The following is an 18,517-nucleotide window of genomic DNA, read 5'->3' as shown; positions in this document are numbered from 1 at the left end:
ATGGCGAAGAATCCTTTGACCGCACTGCGGGCGGCCGATCCCAAGACCAAGCTCATCGCGGGAGTGGCGGCCGTGGCGGTGCTGCTGGCCGGTATCGGCTGGTGGGGCTGGGACAAGCTCAATACGACCACCATCACCGCGTATTTCGATCGCTCCGTGGGCATTTACGAGGGTTCGGACGTGCGCATCCTCGGCGTGCCGGTCGGCACCGTCGACTCGGTGACGCCCGAGGGCGAGCAGGTCAAGGTCGTCATGTCGGTGGACCGGAAATACGACGTCCCCGCCGATGCCAAGGCCGCGCAGATCACGCCGTCGGTGGTCTCGGACCGGTACATCCAGCTGGCACCCGCCTACCAGGGCGGGCCCAAGATGGGGCGCAATGCCACCATCCCCAAGGACCGCACCGCGACCCCGGTCGAGGTGGACCGGCTCTACAAGAGCATCACCGAACTCTCGGATGCGCTGGGGCCCAATGGCGCCAACAAGGAAGGCGCGGTCAACGAGCTGGTGCGCACCACCGCGCAGAACCTCTCCGGCAATGGCGAGGCGCTGGCCAACAGCTTCACCCAGCTGTCCAAGGCCGCTGCCGCACTGTCGGATTCGCGCACCGACATCTTCGACACCGTGAAGAATCTCCAAGAGTTCGTGCAGATGCTGGGCGAGAACGACGCGCAGGTGCGGACCTTCAACACCCAGCTGGCCTCGCTGACCGGCTTCCTGGCGAGCGAACGCCAGAACCTCGGTGACGCGCTGAACCTGCTGTCCATCGCCCTCGGCGATGTGGCCCGGTTCATCGACGACAATCGGGAACTGGTGCAGTCCAATGCCGACGCGCTCACCAAGCTCACCCAGACCCTTGCCGATCAGCGCGACGATCTGGCCACCGCGCTGCCGCTCATCCCGACGGCGCTGAGCAATCTCATCAATGTGCACAACGGTGAGACCGGCACCCTCGATATGCGGCCCAACTTCACCGATCTGCAGGACCCCTTCGGTGTGCTGTGCAAGATGCTGGACCTGGGCAAGTTGCGGCCGGGCGATCCCAAATTCGATGCCATCACCCGGCAGATGCAGCCCATCCTGGACCACTGCAAGATCATTACCGACCAGCTCACGGCCGGTGTGAAGACGCCGACGCTGATCCTGCCCTTCGGCATCCTCAGCGGCGACAACGAACAGCGCAATGTCGTTCCGGGCACCGTGCCGGGCACCGAGTCCGATGCGCTGCCGCCGTCCGAGGGAGGTGGCCAGCGATGAAACGCCTCGCCCCGAAAAGACTTGCCCTGACCGCCGTCTCGCTCGGCGCGGTGACGCTGCTGGCCTCCGGCTGCGGCGGCGTGGCCAGCATTCCATTGCCCGGCGGCGCGGATGTGGGCTCGAATCCGTGCACATCGACATCCAGTTCTCCGATGTGCTGGATCTGGTGCCGCAGTCCACGGTGAAGGTCGACGGCGTCGCCGTGGGCCGGGTCGACAAGATCGAGCTCGCACCCGACGGCTGGACCGCCAGCGTGAAGACGGTGGTGAAGAACGATGTCAACCTGCCCGCCAATGCCCGGGCCGAGGTGCGCCAGTCCAATCTGCTCGGTGAGAAATTCGTCGAACTGTCCGCGCCCGCCAATGATCCCGATACGGCCAAGCTGAAGGACGGCGCGGTCATCCCGGTCCAGAACACCCGCACCGCCACTGAGGTGGAGCAGGTGCTCGGCGCGCTCTCGCTGCTGCTCAACGGCGGCGGCGTGGCCCAGTTGCAGCCCATCGTGGTGGAGCTGAACAAGACCCTGGAGGGCCGCGAGGGCAAGGTGCGCTCCCTGCTGGAGCAGGCCAATACCCTCATCGACGGCCTCAACCAGCAGGTCGACGACATCACCCGCGCCCTGGATGGGCTGGCCACGCTCAGCACCCGCGTCGGGCAGCAGACCGAGCAGATCTCCAAGATCCTCGACGAACTGCCACAGGGCATCCAGATCCTCAATGAGCAACGGCCGCAACTGATTCAGCTGCTGGCTCAGCTGGACCGGGTGGGCCAGGCCGGTTTCGACATCCTGGACCACTCCAAGGACGATCTCATCACCGACCTGTCCTCGCTGCGGCCCACGCTGCAGGAACTGGGCAAATCCGCCGGTGATCTGGTGACCGCCTTCCCGCTCATCCCCACGTACCCGTTCCCGGACGAGGCCATCAAGTCCGCCTTCGGCGGTCAGGTCAACACCTGGCTGTCGGTGGATCTGGAGATCGGCACCCTGCTGTCGAATCTCGGTGTGGGCAAACCGGATCCGGTGTACCTGCCGCCCAATGGGCGACAGGTGAACGTGGATCCGTCCAACCCGTACTACAACGGCAATGGCCCGCGCGGCGGCTGGCCCACCATCTCGCTGCTGCCGCTGCCGCCCACCGTGGTGCGCCCGGCCGGGCAGCCCTGGCCCACCGACCCGCTGGGATCGATTCTCGAGCAGCTGGGAGTGGGTGGTCCGCGATGACGAAACTGGTGCGCTATCAGCTGATCGCCTTCGGCCTCATCGCCGTGCTCGGCGTCGCCTTCGTGGGCGCCAAATACGTGCGGCTGGACAATATGCTCGGCTTCGGCCTGTACGAGGTGACCCTGCAGATGCCGGAGACCGGCAATCTGTCCAAGGGCGCCGAGGTGACCTATCGCGGCGTCCCGGTCGGCCGGGTCGGCGATCTGGACATCACCGAGGACGGCGTGGTCGTCACCCTCGAAATGGATTCCGGCAAGCCCAAGGTGCCGCTGAGCGCGCAGGCCGTGGTGGCCAATCGCTCCGCCATCGGCGAGCAGTACGTGGATCTGCAGCCGACCAGCTCCGGTGCGCCGTATCTGAAGGACGGCTCGGTCATTGTCGGCGCGTAGCTGCCCATCCGGGTGGAGACCCTGCTCGGCAGCGTCGACCACTTCGCCAGCACCACCGATCTGGTGGCGCTCTCGACCACCATCACCGAGCTCGGCAAGGCCTTCGACGGCAAGGGCGACGATCTGCAGATCCTGGTGGACTCGCTCAACAAGTTCACCCAGACCGGTATCGAGAACCTGCCGCAGACCCTGGATCTGATCCGCCAGGCCCGGACCGTACTGCAGACCCAGGAGGAGCAGTCCCCGGCCATCCGGCAGTTCTCCGACGGCCTGGATCAGCTTGCGGCGCAACTGCGTTCCAATGATCCCGATATCCGCCGCCTGATCGGCACCGGCACCGATTCCGGCGATCAGATCCGGCGGCTGCTGGCCGAGAGCGGTCCCGCGCTCACCACGAACCTCACCAATCTGCGCACGCTGCTCATTGCCGTCTCGCCCAAGTTCTACGCCCTGGGCCCGGTGCTGCAGATGCTGCCGCTGCTGTCCATCGGCGCCTCGGCCACCGCCCCCGGCGACGGCACCACCCACTTCGGGCTGGTCCTGGAGACCAACAACCCACCGGCCTGCACCGTGGGTTACGAAGGCACCCAGCAGATCCTGGCCGAACAGAAGGCCCAGAACCCGAACTTCGACGACACCCGCGACGACTTCCCGTTCAATACGAACGCGAAATGCCTTGTCCCGCAGGGCAGTGAAACCGCGGTGTGCGGCGGTGAGCGAGCCGAGCTGGCCGATCCCAGCGTGCCGCAGCCGTGGGACGACAAGCCGAAGTACGACCCCGACAAACTCAACCTGAACCCGGTGGCGACCCAGCTGGCCACGCTCATGGGTGTCACCCCGAAGCGGTGACGCACCGAGCGGAAGTCCTGCCCCGCCGGATGGAAAGTATGGTGGCGGCGTGAGCCAGCAAAAGGACAGCGAACAGGGTGCGAACCGCAATCCCGTGACCCTGGCCGCGATCGGCCTGCTGGCGATCGCGGCCATTGCCGCGGCCTGGTTCGGCGGCACCTGGATCGTGGACGGACTCCTGCACGACCGCCCCCGCGCCCAGGCCCGCGAGGCCGCGCTCAGCGATGCCCAGCAGGCCGCGGTGAACCTCATGTCGTTCGACCCCGACGATGTGGACGGTTCGCTGAAGACCATGATCTCGTCCACCACGGGCCAGCTGCACGACGATCAGACCAAGGATCTCGATTCGCTCAAGCAGCAGGTCACCGAGGCCAAGACGCGCATGTCCGCGACCGTCGAGGGCTCCTCGCTGACCTCGCTGAACAGCGAACTCGATCACGCCGGGGCCTTCGTCGTCCTGAAGATCACCCGCAGCTGGCCCGGCGGCCAGCCCGCCACCTTCCTACAGTCCTGGTCCCTGGACATGGTCAAGGTCGGCGACACCTGGAAGGCCGAGAAGGCGCAGAATCTGGGCGAGCCCATCCAGCTCGACTCCGGCGGCGCGGCCCTGCAACAGCAGCCCGCCACCCGAGCGCCCGCGCCGACCACCGAACCGGCCCCGGCTCCGGGCAATTAGAAGGGGAGCGACCATGGCCAACAAACGCCCCGTCAACCGGGTCACCTCGAAGCGCCGCCCGGCCGCCCAGCGCAATGCGGGCAACCGTGTCACCGCCGACGACCTCCAGACCACCAAGCGTCCGTCCGCGGCCGCGGACAAGCCCGCGAAATCGGGCGCCTCGCTCGTCCGGATGAAGAAGGCGGCTCGCCCGAAGCCCGCGCCCGAGGCGTCGGCCTCCGGCAAGAGCTGGCGCACCGCGGCCATCTGCGGTGGCGCGGCCGTCGTGCTCGCGCTCGTCGCCGTGGTCGGTTTCCTGCGCCCGGGCGCCGACGACAGCAATCTGGCCTATGTCGACAATGGTGCCACCGATGAGGTGAAGGCCGCCGCCCAGCATGCGCTCACCACCATCTACGGCTACGACGCCAAGGGTATCGACCAGTTCCGCGACAATGCCCGCAAGGTCATGACCGGCAAGATGCTCGACGAGTTCAATGCCGACAAAACCCTCGACACCGGCATCGACGCCATCAAGCAGACCCAGACCGACACCAAGGCCACCGCCGACCCCATCGGTGTGACGCTGCTGACCGGCGACCGCGCCGAATTGCTGGTGAACCTGAATATCGAAGCGGTCAAGGACGGCAACCCCCAGCCCCTGGCCTCGGGCCCGATCGTGCTGCGTATGGAGAAGAAAGACGGCACCTGGCTGGCCTCGGAGATCGCCGACAAGTAGGCATTGCGCGACGTCGCGCGGTGATCTTGTAGCGGGGCAGGGGATTCCGCGATTTGTCAAGCGATACCGCCACTTGACGAGTCTCGCCCGAGCCGTCACGCTATTCACAACAGCGGCGGCTGTCACAGGGGAAACAGACGCCGACGAGGCCCGGCACATCGCAGCCAGCGGACGCCGGGGACCGGTCGGCACACGGTACGGACATCGTCGCGAGACGGCTCCGGCACTGTCGCGAGACGGTTCGGATCACCGTTGTGAACGGTGTGGACATCGTCACGGACACGCTTCGGCGCGTTAGCCCTCCGGGGATCACCGCGGGTGGTACTTTGACACCCCCGTAGGTTTGGGTGTAGTTTTGGACGTTGCGCTGGCTGCCTCCTGTCCATACCTTGATCGCATCGACGAAAGTTCCACCTTCCGGTGTTACTTCCGCTGTTTGCTGTTCGGGTTTCGTTCGGGTCGTACCCAGCCGAATTCGTAGCAGACAAGCGACGGTCGCGGACCACCACGCGACGCGCGTGAGGTGCTGGAAGGACGCATCTTGGCAGTCTCCACCCAGACCAAGGCCGGTATTCCCGGAGCCCCGAAGCGGGTGTCTTTCGCGAAGATTCGTGAGCCTCTCGAGGTTCCGGGCCTTCTCGATCTACAAACCGAATCATTCGCATGGCTCGTCGGCGCATCGGATTGGCGGGAGCGCGCAACGGCGCGCGGCGACGTCAATCCGTACGGCGGTCTCGAGGAGGTGCTCGAGGAGCTCTCGCCGATCGAGGACTTCTCCGGTTCCATGTCCCTGTCCTTCTCCGACCCGCGCTTCGAAGAGGTCAAGGCCTCCATCGAGGAGTGCAAGGACAAGGACATGACCTACGCGGCGCCGTTGTTCGTCACCGCGGAGTTCATCAACAACAACACCGGTGAGATCAAGTCTCAGACGGTCTTCATGGGCGATTTCCCGATGATGACCGACAAGGGCACCTTCATCATCAACGGCACCGAGCGCGTGGTCGTCTCGCAGCTGGTCCGTTCGCCGGGTGTGTATTTCGACGAGTCGATCGACAAGTCCACGGAGAAGACGCTGCACTCCGTGCGCGTCATCCCGTCCCGCGGTGCATGGCTGGAGTTCGACGTCGACAAGCGCGACACCGTCGGTGTGCGTATCGACCGCAAGCGTCGCCAGCCGGTCACCGTGCTGCTGAAGGCGCTGGGCATGACCGCCGAGGAGATCACCGAGCGCTTCGGTTTCTCCGAGATCATGATGTCCACCCTGGAGAAGGACAGCACCCCCGGTCAGGACGAGGCGCTGCTGGACATCTACCGCAAGCTGCGTCCGGGCGAGCCGCCGACCAAGGAGTCCGCGCAGACCCTGCTGGAGAACCTGTTCTTCAAGGAGAAGCGCTACGACCTGGCCCGCGTCGGCCGCTACAAGGTCAACAAGAAGCTGGGCCTGAACCTCGACAAGCCGGTCACGGGTTCGGTGCTGACCAAGGAAGACATCGTCTCCACGATCGAGTACCTGGTCCGCCTGCACCAGGGCGATCGCCTCATGACCGCTCCGGGCGGCGCCGAGGTTCCCGTCGAGGTCGACGACATCGACCACTTCGGCAACCGTCGTCTGCGCACCGTGGGCGAGCTGATCCAGAACCAGATCCGGGTCGGCCTCTCCCGTATGGAGCGCGTCGTCCGCGAGCGCATGACCACCCAGGACGTCGAGGCCATCACGCCGCAGACCCTGATCAACATCCGCCCGGTGGTGGCCGCGATCAAGGAGTTCTTCGGAACCTCGCAGCTGTCGCAGTTCATGGACCAGAACAACCCGCTCTCGGGTCTGACCCACAAGCGCCGTCTGTCGGCGCTGGGCCCGGGTGGTCTGTCCCGTGAGCGCGCCGGTCTGGAAGTCCGCGACGTCCACCCCTCGCACTACGGCCGCATGTGCCCGATCGAGACCCCGGAAGGCCCGAACATCGGCCTGATCGGCTCGCTCTCGGTGTACGCGCGGGTCAACCCGTTCGGTTTCATCGAGACCCCGTACCGCAAGGTCGAGAACGGCCGCGTCACCGATGAGGTCAAGTACCTCACCGCCGACGAGGAGGACCGCGAGGTCCGCGCCCAGGCCAACTCGCCGGTCGACCGCGACGGCAACTTCCTCGAGGACAAGGTCCTGGCCCGCCGCGGCAATGAGGAGATGGAGTACGTCGCCCCGGCCGAGGTGACCTTCATGGACGTCTCGCCGCGCCAGATGGTGTCGGTCGCGACCGCCATGATTCCGTTCCTCGAGCACGACGACGCCAACCGTGCCCTCATGGGCGCGAACATGCAGCGTCAGGCCGTGCCGCTGATCCGTTCCGAGTCGCCGCTGGTCGGCACCGGTATGGAGCTGCGCGCCGCCGTCGACGCCGGTGACGTGGTCGTGAACCAGAAGGCCGGTGTAGTGGAAGAGGTTTCGGCCGACTTCATCACCGTCATGCACGACGACGGCACCCGCCGCTCGTACCGCCTGCGCAAGTTCGAGCGCTCCAACCAGGGCACCTGCGCCAACCAGCGTCCGATCGTGGACGAGGGCATGCGCGTGGAGGCCGGGCATGTGCTCGCCGACGGCCCCTGCACCGAGAACGGTGAGATGGCGCTCGGCAAGAACCTGCTCGTGGCGATCATGCCGTGGGAGGGCCACAACTACGAGGACGCGATCATCTTGTCGCAGCGCCTCGTGGAAGAGGACGTGCTCACCTCGATCCACATCGAGGAGCACGAGATCGACGCGCGTGACACCAAGCTGGGCGCCGAGGAGATCACCCGGGATATCCCGAACGTCTCCGACGAGGTCCTGGCCGACCTCGACGAGCGCGGCATCGTGCGCATCGGCGCCGAGGTTCGCGACGGCGACATCCTGGTCGGCAAGGTCACCCCGAAGGGTGAGACCGAGCTGACCCCCGAGGAGCGCCTGCTGCGCGCCATCTTCGGTGAGAAGGCCCGCGAGGTCCGCGACACCTCCCTGAAGGTGCCCCACGGTGAGTCCGGCAAGGTCATCGGCGTGCGCGTGTTCTCGCGCGACGACGACGATCTGCCCCCGGGCGTCAACGAGTTGGTCCGCGTGTACGTGGCCCAGAAGCGCAAGATCCAGGACGGCGACAAGCTCGCCGGGCGGCACGGCAACAAGGGCGTCATCGGCAAGATCCTCCCCGTCGAGGACATGCCGTTCCTGCCGGACGGCACCCCGGTCGACATCATCCTGAACACCCACGGTGTGCCGCGTCGTATGAACATCGGTCAGGTGCTGGAAACCCATCTGGGTTACATCGCCAAGACCGGCTGGCAGGTCGAGGGCGCTCCGGACTGGGCCAAGAACCTGCCGGAGGAGATGCTCGGCCAGGAAGCCGACACCAATATCGCCACCCCGGTGTTCGACGGTGCGCGTGAGGACGAGCTGACCGGTCTGCTGGGTTCCACCCTGCCGAACCGCGACGGCGAGCGGATGATCAACGACGACGGTAAGGCGGTGCTGCTCGACGGCCGCTCCGGCGAGCCGTTCCCGTATCCGGTGGCCGTGGGCTACATGTACATCCTGAAGCTGCACCACCTGGTCGACGACAAGATCCACGCGCGTTCGACCGGCCCGTACTCCATGATCACGCAGCAGCCGCTGGGTGGTAAGGCGCAGTTCGGTGGTCAGCGCTTCGGTGAAATGGAATGTTGGGCCATGCAGGCGTACGGCGCTGCCTACACCCTGCAGGAACTGCTCACCATCAAGTCCGACGACGTCGTGGGCCGCGTGAAGGTCTACGAGGCGATCGTGAAGGGCGAGAACATTCCGGAGCCGGGTATTCCGGAGTCGTTCAAGGTGCTCTTGAAGGAGCTTCAGTCGCTGTGCCTCAACGTGGAGATGCTGTCCTCGGACGGCGCGGCCATCGAGATGCGAGACGGCGATGACGAAGACCTCGAGCGCGCTGCGGCGAACCTGGGTATCAACCTGTCCCGCAACGAGGCTGCGACGGTCGACGACCTGGCGCAGTAAGAGCGATCGGTCCGGGAAGGTCGAGAGACCTTCCCGGGCAACGGATTTAGCGAACTTTTGCTCATACTCAACCCGAACAGGGGAAAGGAAGTTACGTGCTAGACGTCAACTTCTTCGATGAACTCCGGATCGGCCTGGCGACCGCCGAAGACATTCGCAATTGGTCGTTCGGCGAGGTCAAGAAGCCGGAGACCATCAACTACCGCACGCTGAAGCCGGAGAAGGACGGCCTCTTCTGCGAGAAGATCTTCGGTCCCACCCGGGACTGGGAGTGCTACTGCGGTAAGTACAAGCGCGTCCGCTTCAAGGGCATCATCTGTGAGCGCTGTGGCGTCGAGGTGACTCGCGCCAAGGTGCGTCGTGAGCGGATGGGCCACATCGAGCTGGCCGCTCCGGTCACCCACATCTGGTACTTCAAGGGCGTGCCGTCGCGGCTGGGCTACCTGCTCGACCTCGCTCCGAAGGATCTGGAAAAGATCATCTACTTCGCCGCCTACGTGATCGTGGGCGTCGACGACGAGCTGCGCCACAACGAGCTCTCCACTCTCGAGGCCGAGATGGAGGTCGAGAAGAAGCAGGTCGCCGATCAGCGCGATGCCGATCTCGAGGCCCGCGCGCAGAAGCTGGAAGCCGATCTGGCCGAGCTGGAGGCCGAAGGCGCCAAGTCCGACGTCCGCCGCAAGGTCAAGGACGGCGGCGAGCGCGAAATGCGTCAGCTGCGCGACCGCGCCCAGCGCGAGCTGGATCGTCTCGACGAGATCTGGACCACCTTCACCAAGCTGTCGGTCAAGCAGCTCATCGTTGACGAGGTGCTCTACCGCGAGCTGCAGGACCGCTACGGCGAGTACTTCACCGGCGCCATGGGTGCCGAAGCGATCCAGAAGCTCATGGAGAACTTCGACATCGAGGCCGAGGCCGAGAACCTGCGCGAGACCATTCGCACGGGCAAGGGCCAGAAGAAGCTGCGTGCTCTGAAGCGCCTGAAGGTCGTGGCCGCGTTCCAGACCAACGGCAATTCGCCCATGGGCATGGTCCTCGACGCCGTGCCGGTGATCCCGCCGGAGCTGCGCCCGATGGTGCAGCTGGACGGTGGCCGCTTCGCGACCTCCGACCTGAACGACCTGTACCGCCGCGTCATCAACCGCAACAACCGGTTGAAGCGACTGATCGATCTGGGTGCGCCCGAGATCATCGTCAACAACGAGAAGCGCATGCTTCAGGAGTCCGTCGACGCGCTGTTCGACAACGGCCGTCGCGGCCGTCCGGTCACCGGTCCGGGTAACCGCCCGCTGAAGTCGCTGAGCGATCTGCTCAAGGGAAAGCAGGGTCGTTTCCGTCAGAACCTGCTGGGCAAGCGCGTCGACTACTCCGGCCGTTCGGTCATCGTGGTCGGTCCGCAGCTCAAGCTGCACCAGTGCGGTCTGCCCAAGCTGATGGCGCTCGAGCTGTTCAAGCCGTTCGTCATGAAGCGTCTGGTGGATCTCAACCACGCGCAGAACATCAAGTCCGCCAAGCGGATGGTCGAGCGTCAGCGTCCCCAGGTGTGGGATGTCCTCGAAGAGGTCATCGCCGAGCACCCGGTGCTGCTGAACCGCGCGCCCACCCTGCACCGCCTGGGTATCCAGGCCTTCGAGCCGCTGCTGGTCGAAGGCAAGGCCATCCAGCTGCACCCGCTCGTGTGTGAGGCGTTCAACGCCGACTTCGACGGTGACCAGATGGCCGTGCACCTGCCGCTGTCGGCGGAGGCGCAGGCCGAGGCCCGCATCCTCATGCTGTCCTCGAACAACATCCTGTCGCCGGCGTCGGGTCGCCCGCTCGCCATGCCGCGTCTGGACATGGTGACCGGTCTGTACTACCTGACCCGCCTGGAAGAGGGCGCCAAGGGCGAGTACCGGGCCGCCACCAAGGACGAGGCCGAGTTCGGCGTCTACTCCTCGCCCGCCGAGGCGCAGATGGCCGCGGACCGAGCCGAGCTCACCGTGCGCTCGCTGATCAAGGTTCGCCTGACCGATCAGCGCCCGCCGAAGGAGACCGAGGCCGAGCTGTTCCCGAACGGCTGGCAGCGCGGCGATGCGTGGACCATCAAGACCACGCTGGGCCGGGTCATCTTCAACGATCTGCTCCCGGCGGACTACGCGTTCATCGACGAGCCGATGCCGAAGAAGCGCCAGGCCGCGATCATCAACGATCTCGCCGAGCGCTACCCGATGATCGTCGTGGCGCAGACCGTCGACAAGCTGAAGGACGCGGGCTTCTACTGGGCCACCCGTTCCGGTGTCACCGTCTCCATGTCGGACGTGCTCGTTCCGCCGGAGAAGGCGGAGATCATGGAGCGCTACGAGGCGCAGTCGGATCAGATCGAGAAGAAGTACCAGCGTGGTGCGCTCGATCACCAGGAGCGCAACAACGCCCTGGTCAAGATCTGGCAGGAAGCGACCGAAGAGGTCGGTAAGGCGCTGCGCGCGCACTACCCGGCCGACAACCCGATCATTACGATCGTCGACTCGGGCGCGACCGGTAACTTCACCCAGACTCGTACCCTCGCCGGTATGAAGGGTCTGGTTACCAACCCGAAGGGTGAGTTCATCCCGCGGCCGATCAAGTCCTCCTTCCGTGAGGGCCTGACCGTTCTCGAGTACTTCATCAACACCCACGGTGCGCGAAAGGGTCTGGCCGACACCGCGCTTCGCACCGCCGACTCGGGTTACCTGACCCGTCGTCTGGTGGACGTGTCGCAGGACGTTATCGTGCGCGAGACTGACTGTGGCACCGAGCGTGGCATTGTCGTCCCGATCGCGGAGAAGCTGGCCGACGGCACCATCATTCGTGATGCGCACGTCGAAACCTCCACCTACGCCCGGACTCTGGCCGCCGACGCGGTCGACGCCAAGGGCAATGTGGTGGTCGAGAAGGGCCACGACCTGGGCGATCCCGTCCTGGAGGCGCTGCTCGACGCCGGCATCACCGAGGTGAAGGTCCGCTCCGTGCTGACCTGCACCACCGGCACAGGCGTCTGCGCCACCTGCTACGGCCGCTCCATGGCGACCGGCAAGCTGGTCGACATCGGTGAGGCCGTCGGTATCGTCGCCGCGCAGTCCATCGGTGAGCCCGGTACCCAGCTGACCATGCGTACCTTCCACCAGGGTGGTGTCGCCGGTGACGACATCACGGGTGGTCTGCCCCGCGTGCAGGAGCTCTTCGAGGCTCGTGTGCCCAAGGGCAAGGCCCCCATCGCCGAGGTGTCGGGTCGCGTGCGTCTGGAAGACGACGATCGCTTCTACAAGATCACGATCATTCCGGACGACGGTTCGGACGAGGTCGTGTACGACAAGCTGTCGAAGCGTCAGCGTCTGCGGGTGTTCAAGCACGAGGACGGTTCCGAGCGTCTGCTCGCCGACGGCGATCATGTGGATGTCGGCCAGCAGCTGCTGGAGGGCTCCGCCGATCCGCACGAGGTGCTGCGCGTCATGGGTCCGCGTCAGGTGCAGATCCACCTGGTCCACGAGGTCCAGGAGGTGTACCGCTCGCAGGGTGTGTCCATCCACGACAAGCACATCGAGGTGATCGTCCGCCAGATGCTGCGCCGGGTCACCATCATCGATTCGGGTGCGACCGAGTTCCTCCCGGGTTCGCTGGTGGAGCGCGCCGAGTTCGAGGGCTCGAACCGTCGCGTCGTGTCCGAGGGCGGCGAGCCCGCCTCGGGTCGTCCGGTGCTCATGGGTATTACCAAGGCGTCGCTCGCGACCGATTCGTGGCTGTCGGCGGCCTCCTTCCAGGAGACCACCCGCGTGCTCACGGACGCCGCGATCAACTGCCGCTCCGACAAGCTGATCGGCCTGAAGGAGAACGTGATCATCGGTAAGCTGATCCCGGCCGGTACCGGTATCAACCGCTACCGCAACATCCAGGTGCAGCCCACCGAGGAAGCCCGCCAGGCCGCGTACGCGGTGCCGTCCTACGACGACACCTACTACACGCCGGACGGCTTCGGCACCACCACCGGTGCCGCCGTGCCGCTGGACGACTACGGCTTCAGCGACTACCGCTAAGCCTTAGCAAGGCAAAAATATTCGGCCCCCCGCTCCTGAACGGAGCGGGGGGCCGAATGCGTTGGGGGAGTGGTGTGCTCGGCGGAGCGGAGGTTGAATGCGTTGGGGCGGTGTGCCGGGTGGAGCGGGGCGAATGCCGTTGGGGAGTGGGCGGTCGAGCGATCGCGGGTGCGGAGTGATCAGGCGGAGGCTGTGGTCAGCTCGGCGATCTCGGCATCGGTGAGGGTCAGGTCGGTCACCGCCAGCAGGGCCGGGAGTTGCTCGGGTGCTCGGGCGCTGGCGATCGGAGCGGCTACGGTCGGGTGGGCGGCCAGCCACGCCAGGGCGACGGTCGCGAGTTCCGCGTCGTGGGCGGCGGCGACGGTGTCGAGGGCGGTGAGAACCTTTCGGCCGCGCTCGGTTTCGAGGTAGGAGGCCGCGCCCTGGGCTCGGCTGCTGTCGACGGCGGGGCCGCCCGGCCGGTACTTGCCGGTGAGGAAGCCGGAGGCGAGGGCGAAATAGGGCATGGCCGAGAGGTTGTGCGCGGCGGCGAGTTCGGCCTTCTCGCCCTCGTAGGTGTCGCGGGACATCAGGTTGTAGTGCGGCTGGATGGCGACGTATTTGGCCAGGCCTTCGCGGTCGGAGAACTCCAAGGAAGCGCGCAGGCGGGCGGGGGTGATGTTGGAAACGCCTATCTGGCGCACCTTTCCGTCCCGCACCAGCTGATCGAGCGTGGTGATGATGTCCTCGACCGGGACCGTCCCATCGTCGAAATGCGTGTAGTACAAGTCGATTCGGTCGGTGCCCAGGCGCTTCAGGGACGCGTCGTCGGCGGCCTTGATCGTGGCCGGGGCCAGGCCCTTGAACTGCGGGTGCGCGCCGACCTTGGTGGCCAGCACGATGTCGTCACGATTGCCGCGAGCGGCCAGCCAGCGGCCGATCATCGTCTCCGATTCGCCGCCGTGATTGCCCGGGGCGAAATGCGAGTACGAGTCGGCGGTATCGAGGAAGTTGCCGCCCGCGGCGGCATAGGCGTCGAGGACCGCGAAACTGGCGGCCTCGTCGGCGGTCCAGCCGAACACATTGCCGCCGAGGTTCAGGGGGTGGACGAGCAGATCGGAGGAACCGAGCTTGCGCAGAGTCATGCACGAGGTGAACGGCGGGCGGGCCTCGGTCATTCCGGATCGTCGGCTACACGCCGGGTCTATGCTGGTCAACAGCTTGACCGCTGCTGTAAGGAGGGGTTGACGTGGCCAGAATTCGCACTATCTCCGGGATGGCGCTGGGTAGCGCGCTGGTATGGATCGCGGCGACCGGCGCGGTCGGCGCGACACCGCCCGAGGGCGAACTCGGCGGCTGCCATCGTGGCGGAGTGCTGACCGGGGAGCGGATTCCGGGGACCGGGAGTGCGGGGCAGAGCGTGCGGCGCACGGGGGAGGTCTGGGACTGTGTCAGTTCGCTGCTGCCCGGCATTGCTTCCGGCCGGTTCCGGGCCGAATTGCCGTGGCGCGGTTTCGGTGCGCACACCTCGGGGCGGTTCGAATGGTCCGATGGCAGTGTGAGTCTGGTGACCGGACTGCCGAATACATTGTGGGTCGTGGACTCCGGACCCGGCAGCGGGCATGTGCTGCAATTCCAGCTCGCCATGGCGATGAACGGTGACTGGTACTACACCGACAACGCCATGGCGATCAATTCGCTGCGCTTCGTCGAATAGCTCAGCGGGGCTGGGGTTCCGGCAGGGCTTCGAAGCCCGGGCGGACGACATTCGCGGCGCCGGGGACCAGCGATTCGGCGTAGGTGAGGGCGGCGTCCACGGCGGGCTGGCCGCCGGACTGCTGGAGGCCGATGGCCGCGCCGATGATCGCGCCCACGGTGGTGGTGATCGGGATGGTGATGAAGTCCAGCACGAACAGCCCCGCGGGGAAACCGAGCACGAAGCCGATCGCGCCGCCGATGGCGGCACCGGTCAGCACACCGGGCAGATTGGCCTGCACCACGTCGAAGAACTGCTGCTGAGCGTTGATATCGCGCAGCGGGGTCTCGGACTGGTTGGCCGGGGTCAGGGTGAGGCGGCGGCCGCCGTCCTCGATGGCCGGGGCCAGCTCGAGGGTCTGCCCCGCCACGTTGTATTTCAAAGGCAGCGTGGCGACTTCGAGTCCCGCGTCATCGGTGACGAGCACGGCCTCCCCGTCCCAGGTGGCGAGGAAGCGACCCGCCTGCAGGGTGCTGACGGCGGCGCGCTTGTCCTCGGTCAGCGCCACCTGATAGCCGATATTGTGGTCGGTGCCCGTGACTTTCAGGGTTGGCTGTTCCGGTGCCGGGGCGGCGGTGGCCGGTCCGGCACCGATCGCGGCCGCTACGCAAACCAGCGCGGGCGCAACCGCTTTGGTGAATCCCATCATGATGTCTCTCCCGTTGCGGGTCTGCGGACCCGAGTTTGCCGAAGAACGTACCCGCATCGGGGAGAGATCGAAAGTCGTGCGGCGCAAATGCGCCTAGGCCGCGGTGAGTTCCTCCTGCGCGTCGTCTTCCGCCGGTTCGCCGAGCTTGACGACAATGACGCCGAGGAGAATCAGTGCGCCGCCGAGCAATTGGATGGGGCGCGGGGTCTGGCCGAGCAGCGCCCAGGCGAAGACGATGGCCGCCAGGACCTCGGTGAGGGCGACGAAGGAGGCCAGGCGAGAGCCGAGCCGCCGCGCGCCCGCAATGCCGGTCATGTAGGATAGCGAGGCCGTCACCACGCCCAATGCGATGACGGGAACCCACCATTGGGTGGTGAAGCCTTGAAAGCTCACCTCGGCCGCGGCGACGCGCATGGGGACGACCCCGGCCAGCCCGGCGATCAGAATGGCCAGGCCGCCGATGAGCAGGCCGCTGGTGGCCAGCACCGAACCGGGCACGTCATTGCCGCCCTGGGCCGACAGGATGAAGTACGCGGAGGCGCCCACCATGGCGCCGAGCGACCAGGCGATACCGATCCAGCTGGTGTCCACGCCGGAGATCAGGTCCAGCACCAGGATCAGGCCGACGACGGCGATCAGCGCGCCGAGGACGGTGACGCGGCCGGGCCGCTGCCCGTGGCGCAGCCACAACCAGACGATGACCGCGACCGGCGCGGTGTACTCGACGAGCAGGGCGACGCCCACATCCATGTGCGCGACGGCATTGAAGTAGGCCAGCTGCGCGCCCGCGACCGCGAGCAAGCCGTAACCGAACAGCAGAGAAACATTGCGGCGCAGTAGATCCCAGTTTCCGCGCAGCTGATACAGCGCGATCGGCAGCAGCACGACGCCGCCCAGCAGCACGCGCACGGTGACCACCGCCGCCGGACTCCACCCCGCATTCATCAGCCCGCGCGCCAGCGGCCCGGACAGACCGAACGACGATGCCGACAGGAGGGCGAAGAGCAGCCCGGTTCGAAGATGGTTCCGAACTGGCGTGTCATGAGTCATCGTCGTCATGACTAATGACGCTAAGCCCGGGGGTGTAATCTGTCAACATGGATTTTGCCAATGACACCGGCGCAGCCCTGGCCGTTGCGGTGGAACTGGTGAACTCGGCCGAGGATCCGGACACGATGACCGAAGCCGTTCAGCTGAAAGACTTTTTCGTCCGGCACGGCTACACGGGCGCGCGCACCGGCGATGCCGCCGAGCTCGCCGCGGTCCGCGCCACGCGCGCTCCCATGCGCCGCCTCCTGACCGCCGACCGTGATGCCGCCGTCGACCTGGTCAACGACATTCTGGCCACCCACCGAGCGGTCCCGCGCCTGGTCCGCCACGACGACCTCGACTACCACATCCACGCCGTACCGCCGGACGCTCCGTTCGATGTGCGCATTGCCGTGGAGACGGCCATGGCGATGATCGACCTGATTCGCGCCGACGATCTCACTCGCCTGTCCATCTGTGCCGACGAAACCTGTGACGGCATAGTTCTGGACTTGTCCCGCAACCGTTCTCGGCGCTATTGCAGCACCGCCTGCACCAACCGCAATGCCGTGGCCGCCTACCGCGCCCGCAAGAGCCGGGGCGGCAGATCCGCTACCGCGAGCTGATCTCCTCGAGTCGTTCGCCGAGGCCGTCGAGCAGCAGCGTCAGGCCGAATTCGAAGCTGCTGTCGGGGGTGGCGTTGTAGTCGGTCGCGGCGGCGCGCTCGATGCGAGTCCGCAAGCGCGGGAACTGTTTCGCCACATCCATTGCCTCGGTCATGGCCTCGTTCATGCGGGCCTCGGCATTGCCGCCGTCGCGGCTCAGTTTGCGATTGAGCGACACATTGGCCGCCGCGCCCACCGCATTGCCGAGCACGAACATGAAGATGCTCGCCGCGGCCTGATCGGCTTCGATCTCGCTGAACCCGGCGCGTTCGAACAGGTCCAGGACCAGGTCGTCGTGGCGGGACTTGTTGGGGCCGTAGAGGAGATACCCCGAGAGCGCCTGCACGATCCACGGGTGCCGCATGATCATCTCGTACATGCCGAAGGCCACGGCCTCGGTGGCGGTGCGCCATTCCAGGAAGTCGATATCCGGTAGTTCGATCTCGCCCCACACCTCGTCGGTGGCCAGCCGGACCAGATTGTCCTTGTTCTTCACATGCCAGTACATGGCGGTGGCGGCCGCATCCAGGCGCTTGCCCAGGCTGCGCATATTGAGTCCGTCCAGGCCCTCCTCATCGAGGAGCTCGATGGCGGTTCGGACGATCTGCTCCCGGGTGAGCGTATCGCGTGCCATGCCCACACCATAGGCGCTCACCAGGCACTTTCACAAAGTTCAAGAAATCTCTTGCACTTAGTTCAAGTGCCAGGTTATGGTTCTTGCACAAAGTTCAAGAAGAAGAGGGAATCATGAACACCATCGTCGCCACTGTCCAGCTCGTCGCCGCCGCCGCTTTCGTGAGCATGCCGATCGTCCGCAACCGCTACGGCACCGCGGCCATGGCCAAGGCCGCAGGCGAACTGGCCCGCCAGGGCGTGCGCACCACCGCGCTGCGCGAGAACGGCATGCGCTTCGATGCCAGCGGCCACGAGTGGTGGGCTCCCGGCGGTATCGCCACCCTGCTGGTCATCATGGCCGGACTGAATCTGGCGGGCGTGGAGTGGATGCGCCCGGTCAACTGGGTGGTGCTGGGCGGCCTGTTCCTGGCCAACTGCGTCATCGTCTACAGCAACCTGACCGCCGTGCAGTCGGTGACCGCCGCCTTCGCCCGCAAGAACGATCCGGAACTGGCCCGCATCGACGTCCGCACCCTCATCAAGGTCGCCGAATCCGGCTTCCCGAACTGGACCTGGACCCTGCAGACCCTCCGCAACACCCTCGTCTTCGGCGGCTCCCTGCTCGGCCTGGCCGTCCTCGCCTTCGCCTGACCCGCAACGC

12 protein-coding genes and 2 pseudogenes are annotated in these 18,517 nt (G+C 66.1%); 10 read left to right on the top strand and 4 right to left on the bottom strand.

Translation table 11 applies throughout. The features are described from left to right. The 7 genes and pseudogenes from NC4_RS25420 to NC4_RS25390 all read left to right on the top strand — a co-directional run bounded on the left by NC4_RS25420 (window position 1) and on the right by NC4_RS25390 (window position 13,163). Complete coding sequence (locus NC4_RS25420) at window positions 1–1,257, top strand: MCE family protein (RefSeq protein WP_067543009.1); 1,257 nt, start codon at window positions 1–3, stop codon at window positions 1,255–1,257. Further along, a pseudogene (locus tag NC4_RS25415) lies at window positions 1,254–2,479 on the top strand (MCE family protein). The gene NC4_RS25420 and the pseudogene NC4_RS25415 overlap by 4 nt, the downstream one beginning before the upstream one ends. Further along, window positions 2,476–3,717 (top strand): annotated as a pseudogene (locus NC4_RS25410) (MCE family protein). Before NC4_RS25415 ends, NC4_RS25410 begins: the two co-directional pseudogenes overlap by 4 nt. Before the next feature lie 49 nt (window positions 3,718–3,766). Further along, window positions 3,767–4,393, top strand: coding sequence for an Rv1363c family protein (locus NC4_RS25405; RefSeq protein ID WP_084529764.1), 627 nt, complete (start codon window positions 3,767–3,769; stop codon window positions 4,391–4,393). 13 nt (window positions 4,394–4,406) lie between these two features. Next, window positions 4,407–5,108, top strand: a complete 702-nt coding sequence (locus tag NC4_RS25400) for a hypothetical protein (RefSeq protein ID WP_067543006.1) — start codon at window positions 4,407–4,409, stop codon at window positions 5,106–5,108. Window positions 5,109–5,631: 523 nt separating this feature from the next. Next, window positions 5,632–9,114 carry a DNA-directed RNA polymerase subunit beta gene (rpoB, locus tag NC4_RS25395; protein WP_067543003.1) on the top strand — a complete coding sequence of 1,161 codons (3,483 nt, stop codon included), beginning with the start codon at window positions 5,632–5,634 and terminating at the stop codon, window positions 9,112–9,114. A 95-nt stretch (window positions 9,115–9,209) separates the two neighbouring features. Continuing rightward, window positions 9,210–13,163, top strand: a complete 3,954-nt coding sequence (locus NC4_RS25390; protein ID WP_067543001.1) for a DNA-directed RNA polymerase subunit beta' — start codon at window positions 9,210–9,212, stop codon at window positions 13,161–13,163. A 179-nt stretch (window positions 13,164–13,342) separates the two neighbouring features. On the opposite strand, the gene NC4_RS25385 is transcribed toward NC4_RS25390, so the two are convergent. Next, window positions 13,343–14,281 (bottom strand): aldo/keto reductase, encoded by a 939-nt coding sequence (locus NC4_RS25385; protein WP_218021296.1) that lies wholly within the window; start codon window positions 14,279–14,281, stop codon window positions 13,343–13,345. A gap of 110 nt (window positions 14,282–14,391) precedes the next feature. On the opposite strand from NC4_RS25385, the gene NC4_RS25380 reads away from it, so the two are divergent. Then, complete coding sequence (locus tag NC4_RS25380) at window positions 14,392–14,859, top strand: hypothetical protein (RefSeq protein ID WP_157555205.1); 468 nt, start codon at window positions 14,392–14,394, stop codon at window positions 14,857–14,859. 1 nt (window position 14,860) lies between these two features. Here NC4_RS25380 and NC4_RS25375 read toward each other — a convergent pair whose 3' ends face one another. Together NC4_RS25375 and NC4_RS25370 are read right to left on the bottom strand one after the other, a co-directional pair. Further along, a complete protein-coding gene (locus tag NC4_RS25375; RefSeq protein ID WP_067542990.1) occupies window positions 14,861–15,547 on the bottom strand; it encodes a DUF8020 domain-containing protein in 687 nt (228 codons plus the stop codon). A 93-nt stretch (window positions 15,548–15,640) separates the two neighbouring features. Beyond that, a complete protein-coding gene (locus tag NC4_RS25370) occupies window positions 15,641–16,606 on the bottom strand; it encodes an EamA family transporter (protein ID WP_067542986.1) in 966 nt (321 codons plus the stop codon). Window positions 16,607–16,644: 38 nt separating this feature from the next. On the opposite strand from NC4_RS25370, the gene NC4_RS25365 reads away from it, so the two are divergent. Then, a complete protein-coding gene (locus NC4_RS25365) occupies window positions 16,645–17,202 on the top strand; it encodes a CGNR zinc finger domain-containing protein (RefSeq protein ID WP_067542984.1) in 558 nt (185 codons plus the stop codon). Here NC4_RS25365 and NC4_RS25360 read toward each other — a convergent pair. Then, window positions 17,189–17,875 (bottom strand): TetR/AcrR family transcriptional regulator, encoded by a 687-nt coding sequence (locus NC4_RS25360; protein WP_067543460.1) that lies wholly within the window; start codon window positions 17,873–17,875, stop codon window positions 17,189–17,191. The genes NC4_RS25365 and NC4_RS25360 overlap by 14 nt on opposite strands. Before the next feature lie 113 nt (window positions 17,876–17,988). Here NC4_RS25360 and NC4_RS25355 point away from each other — a divergent pair, with 113 nt between their 5' ends. Continuing rightward, window positions 17,989–18,507, top strand: coding sequence for a hypothetical protein (locus NC4_RS25355; protein WP_067542981.1), 519 nt, complete (start codon window positions 17,989–17,991; stop codon window positions 18,505–18,507). The last annotated feature ends 10 nt before the right edge of the window (window positions 18,508–18,517 follow it).

The organism is Nocardia crassostreae (genome assembly GCF_001613405.1).
GTDB classification, from domain to species: Bacteria; Actinomycetota; Actinomycetes; order Mycobacteriales; family Mycobacteriaceae; genus Nocardia; species Nocardia crassostreae.
This window is presented reverse-complemented; position numbering and strand designations above follow the sequence as displayed.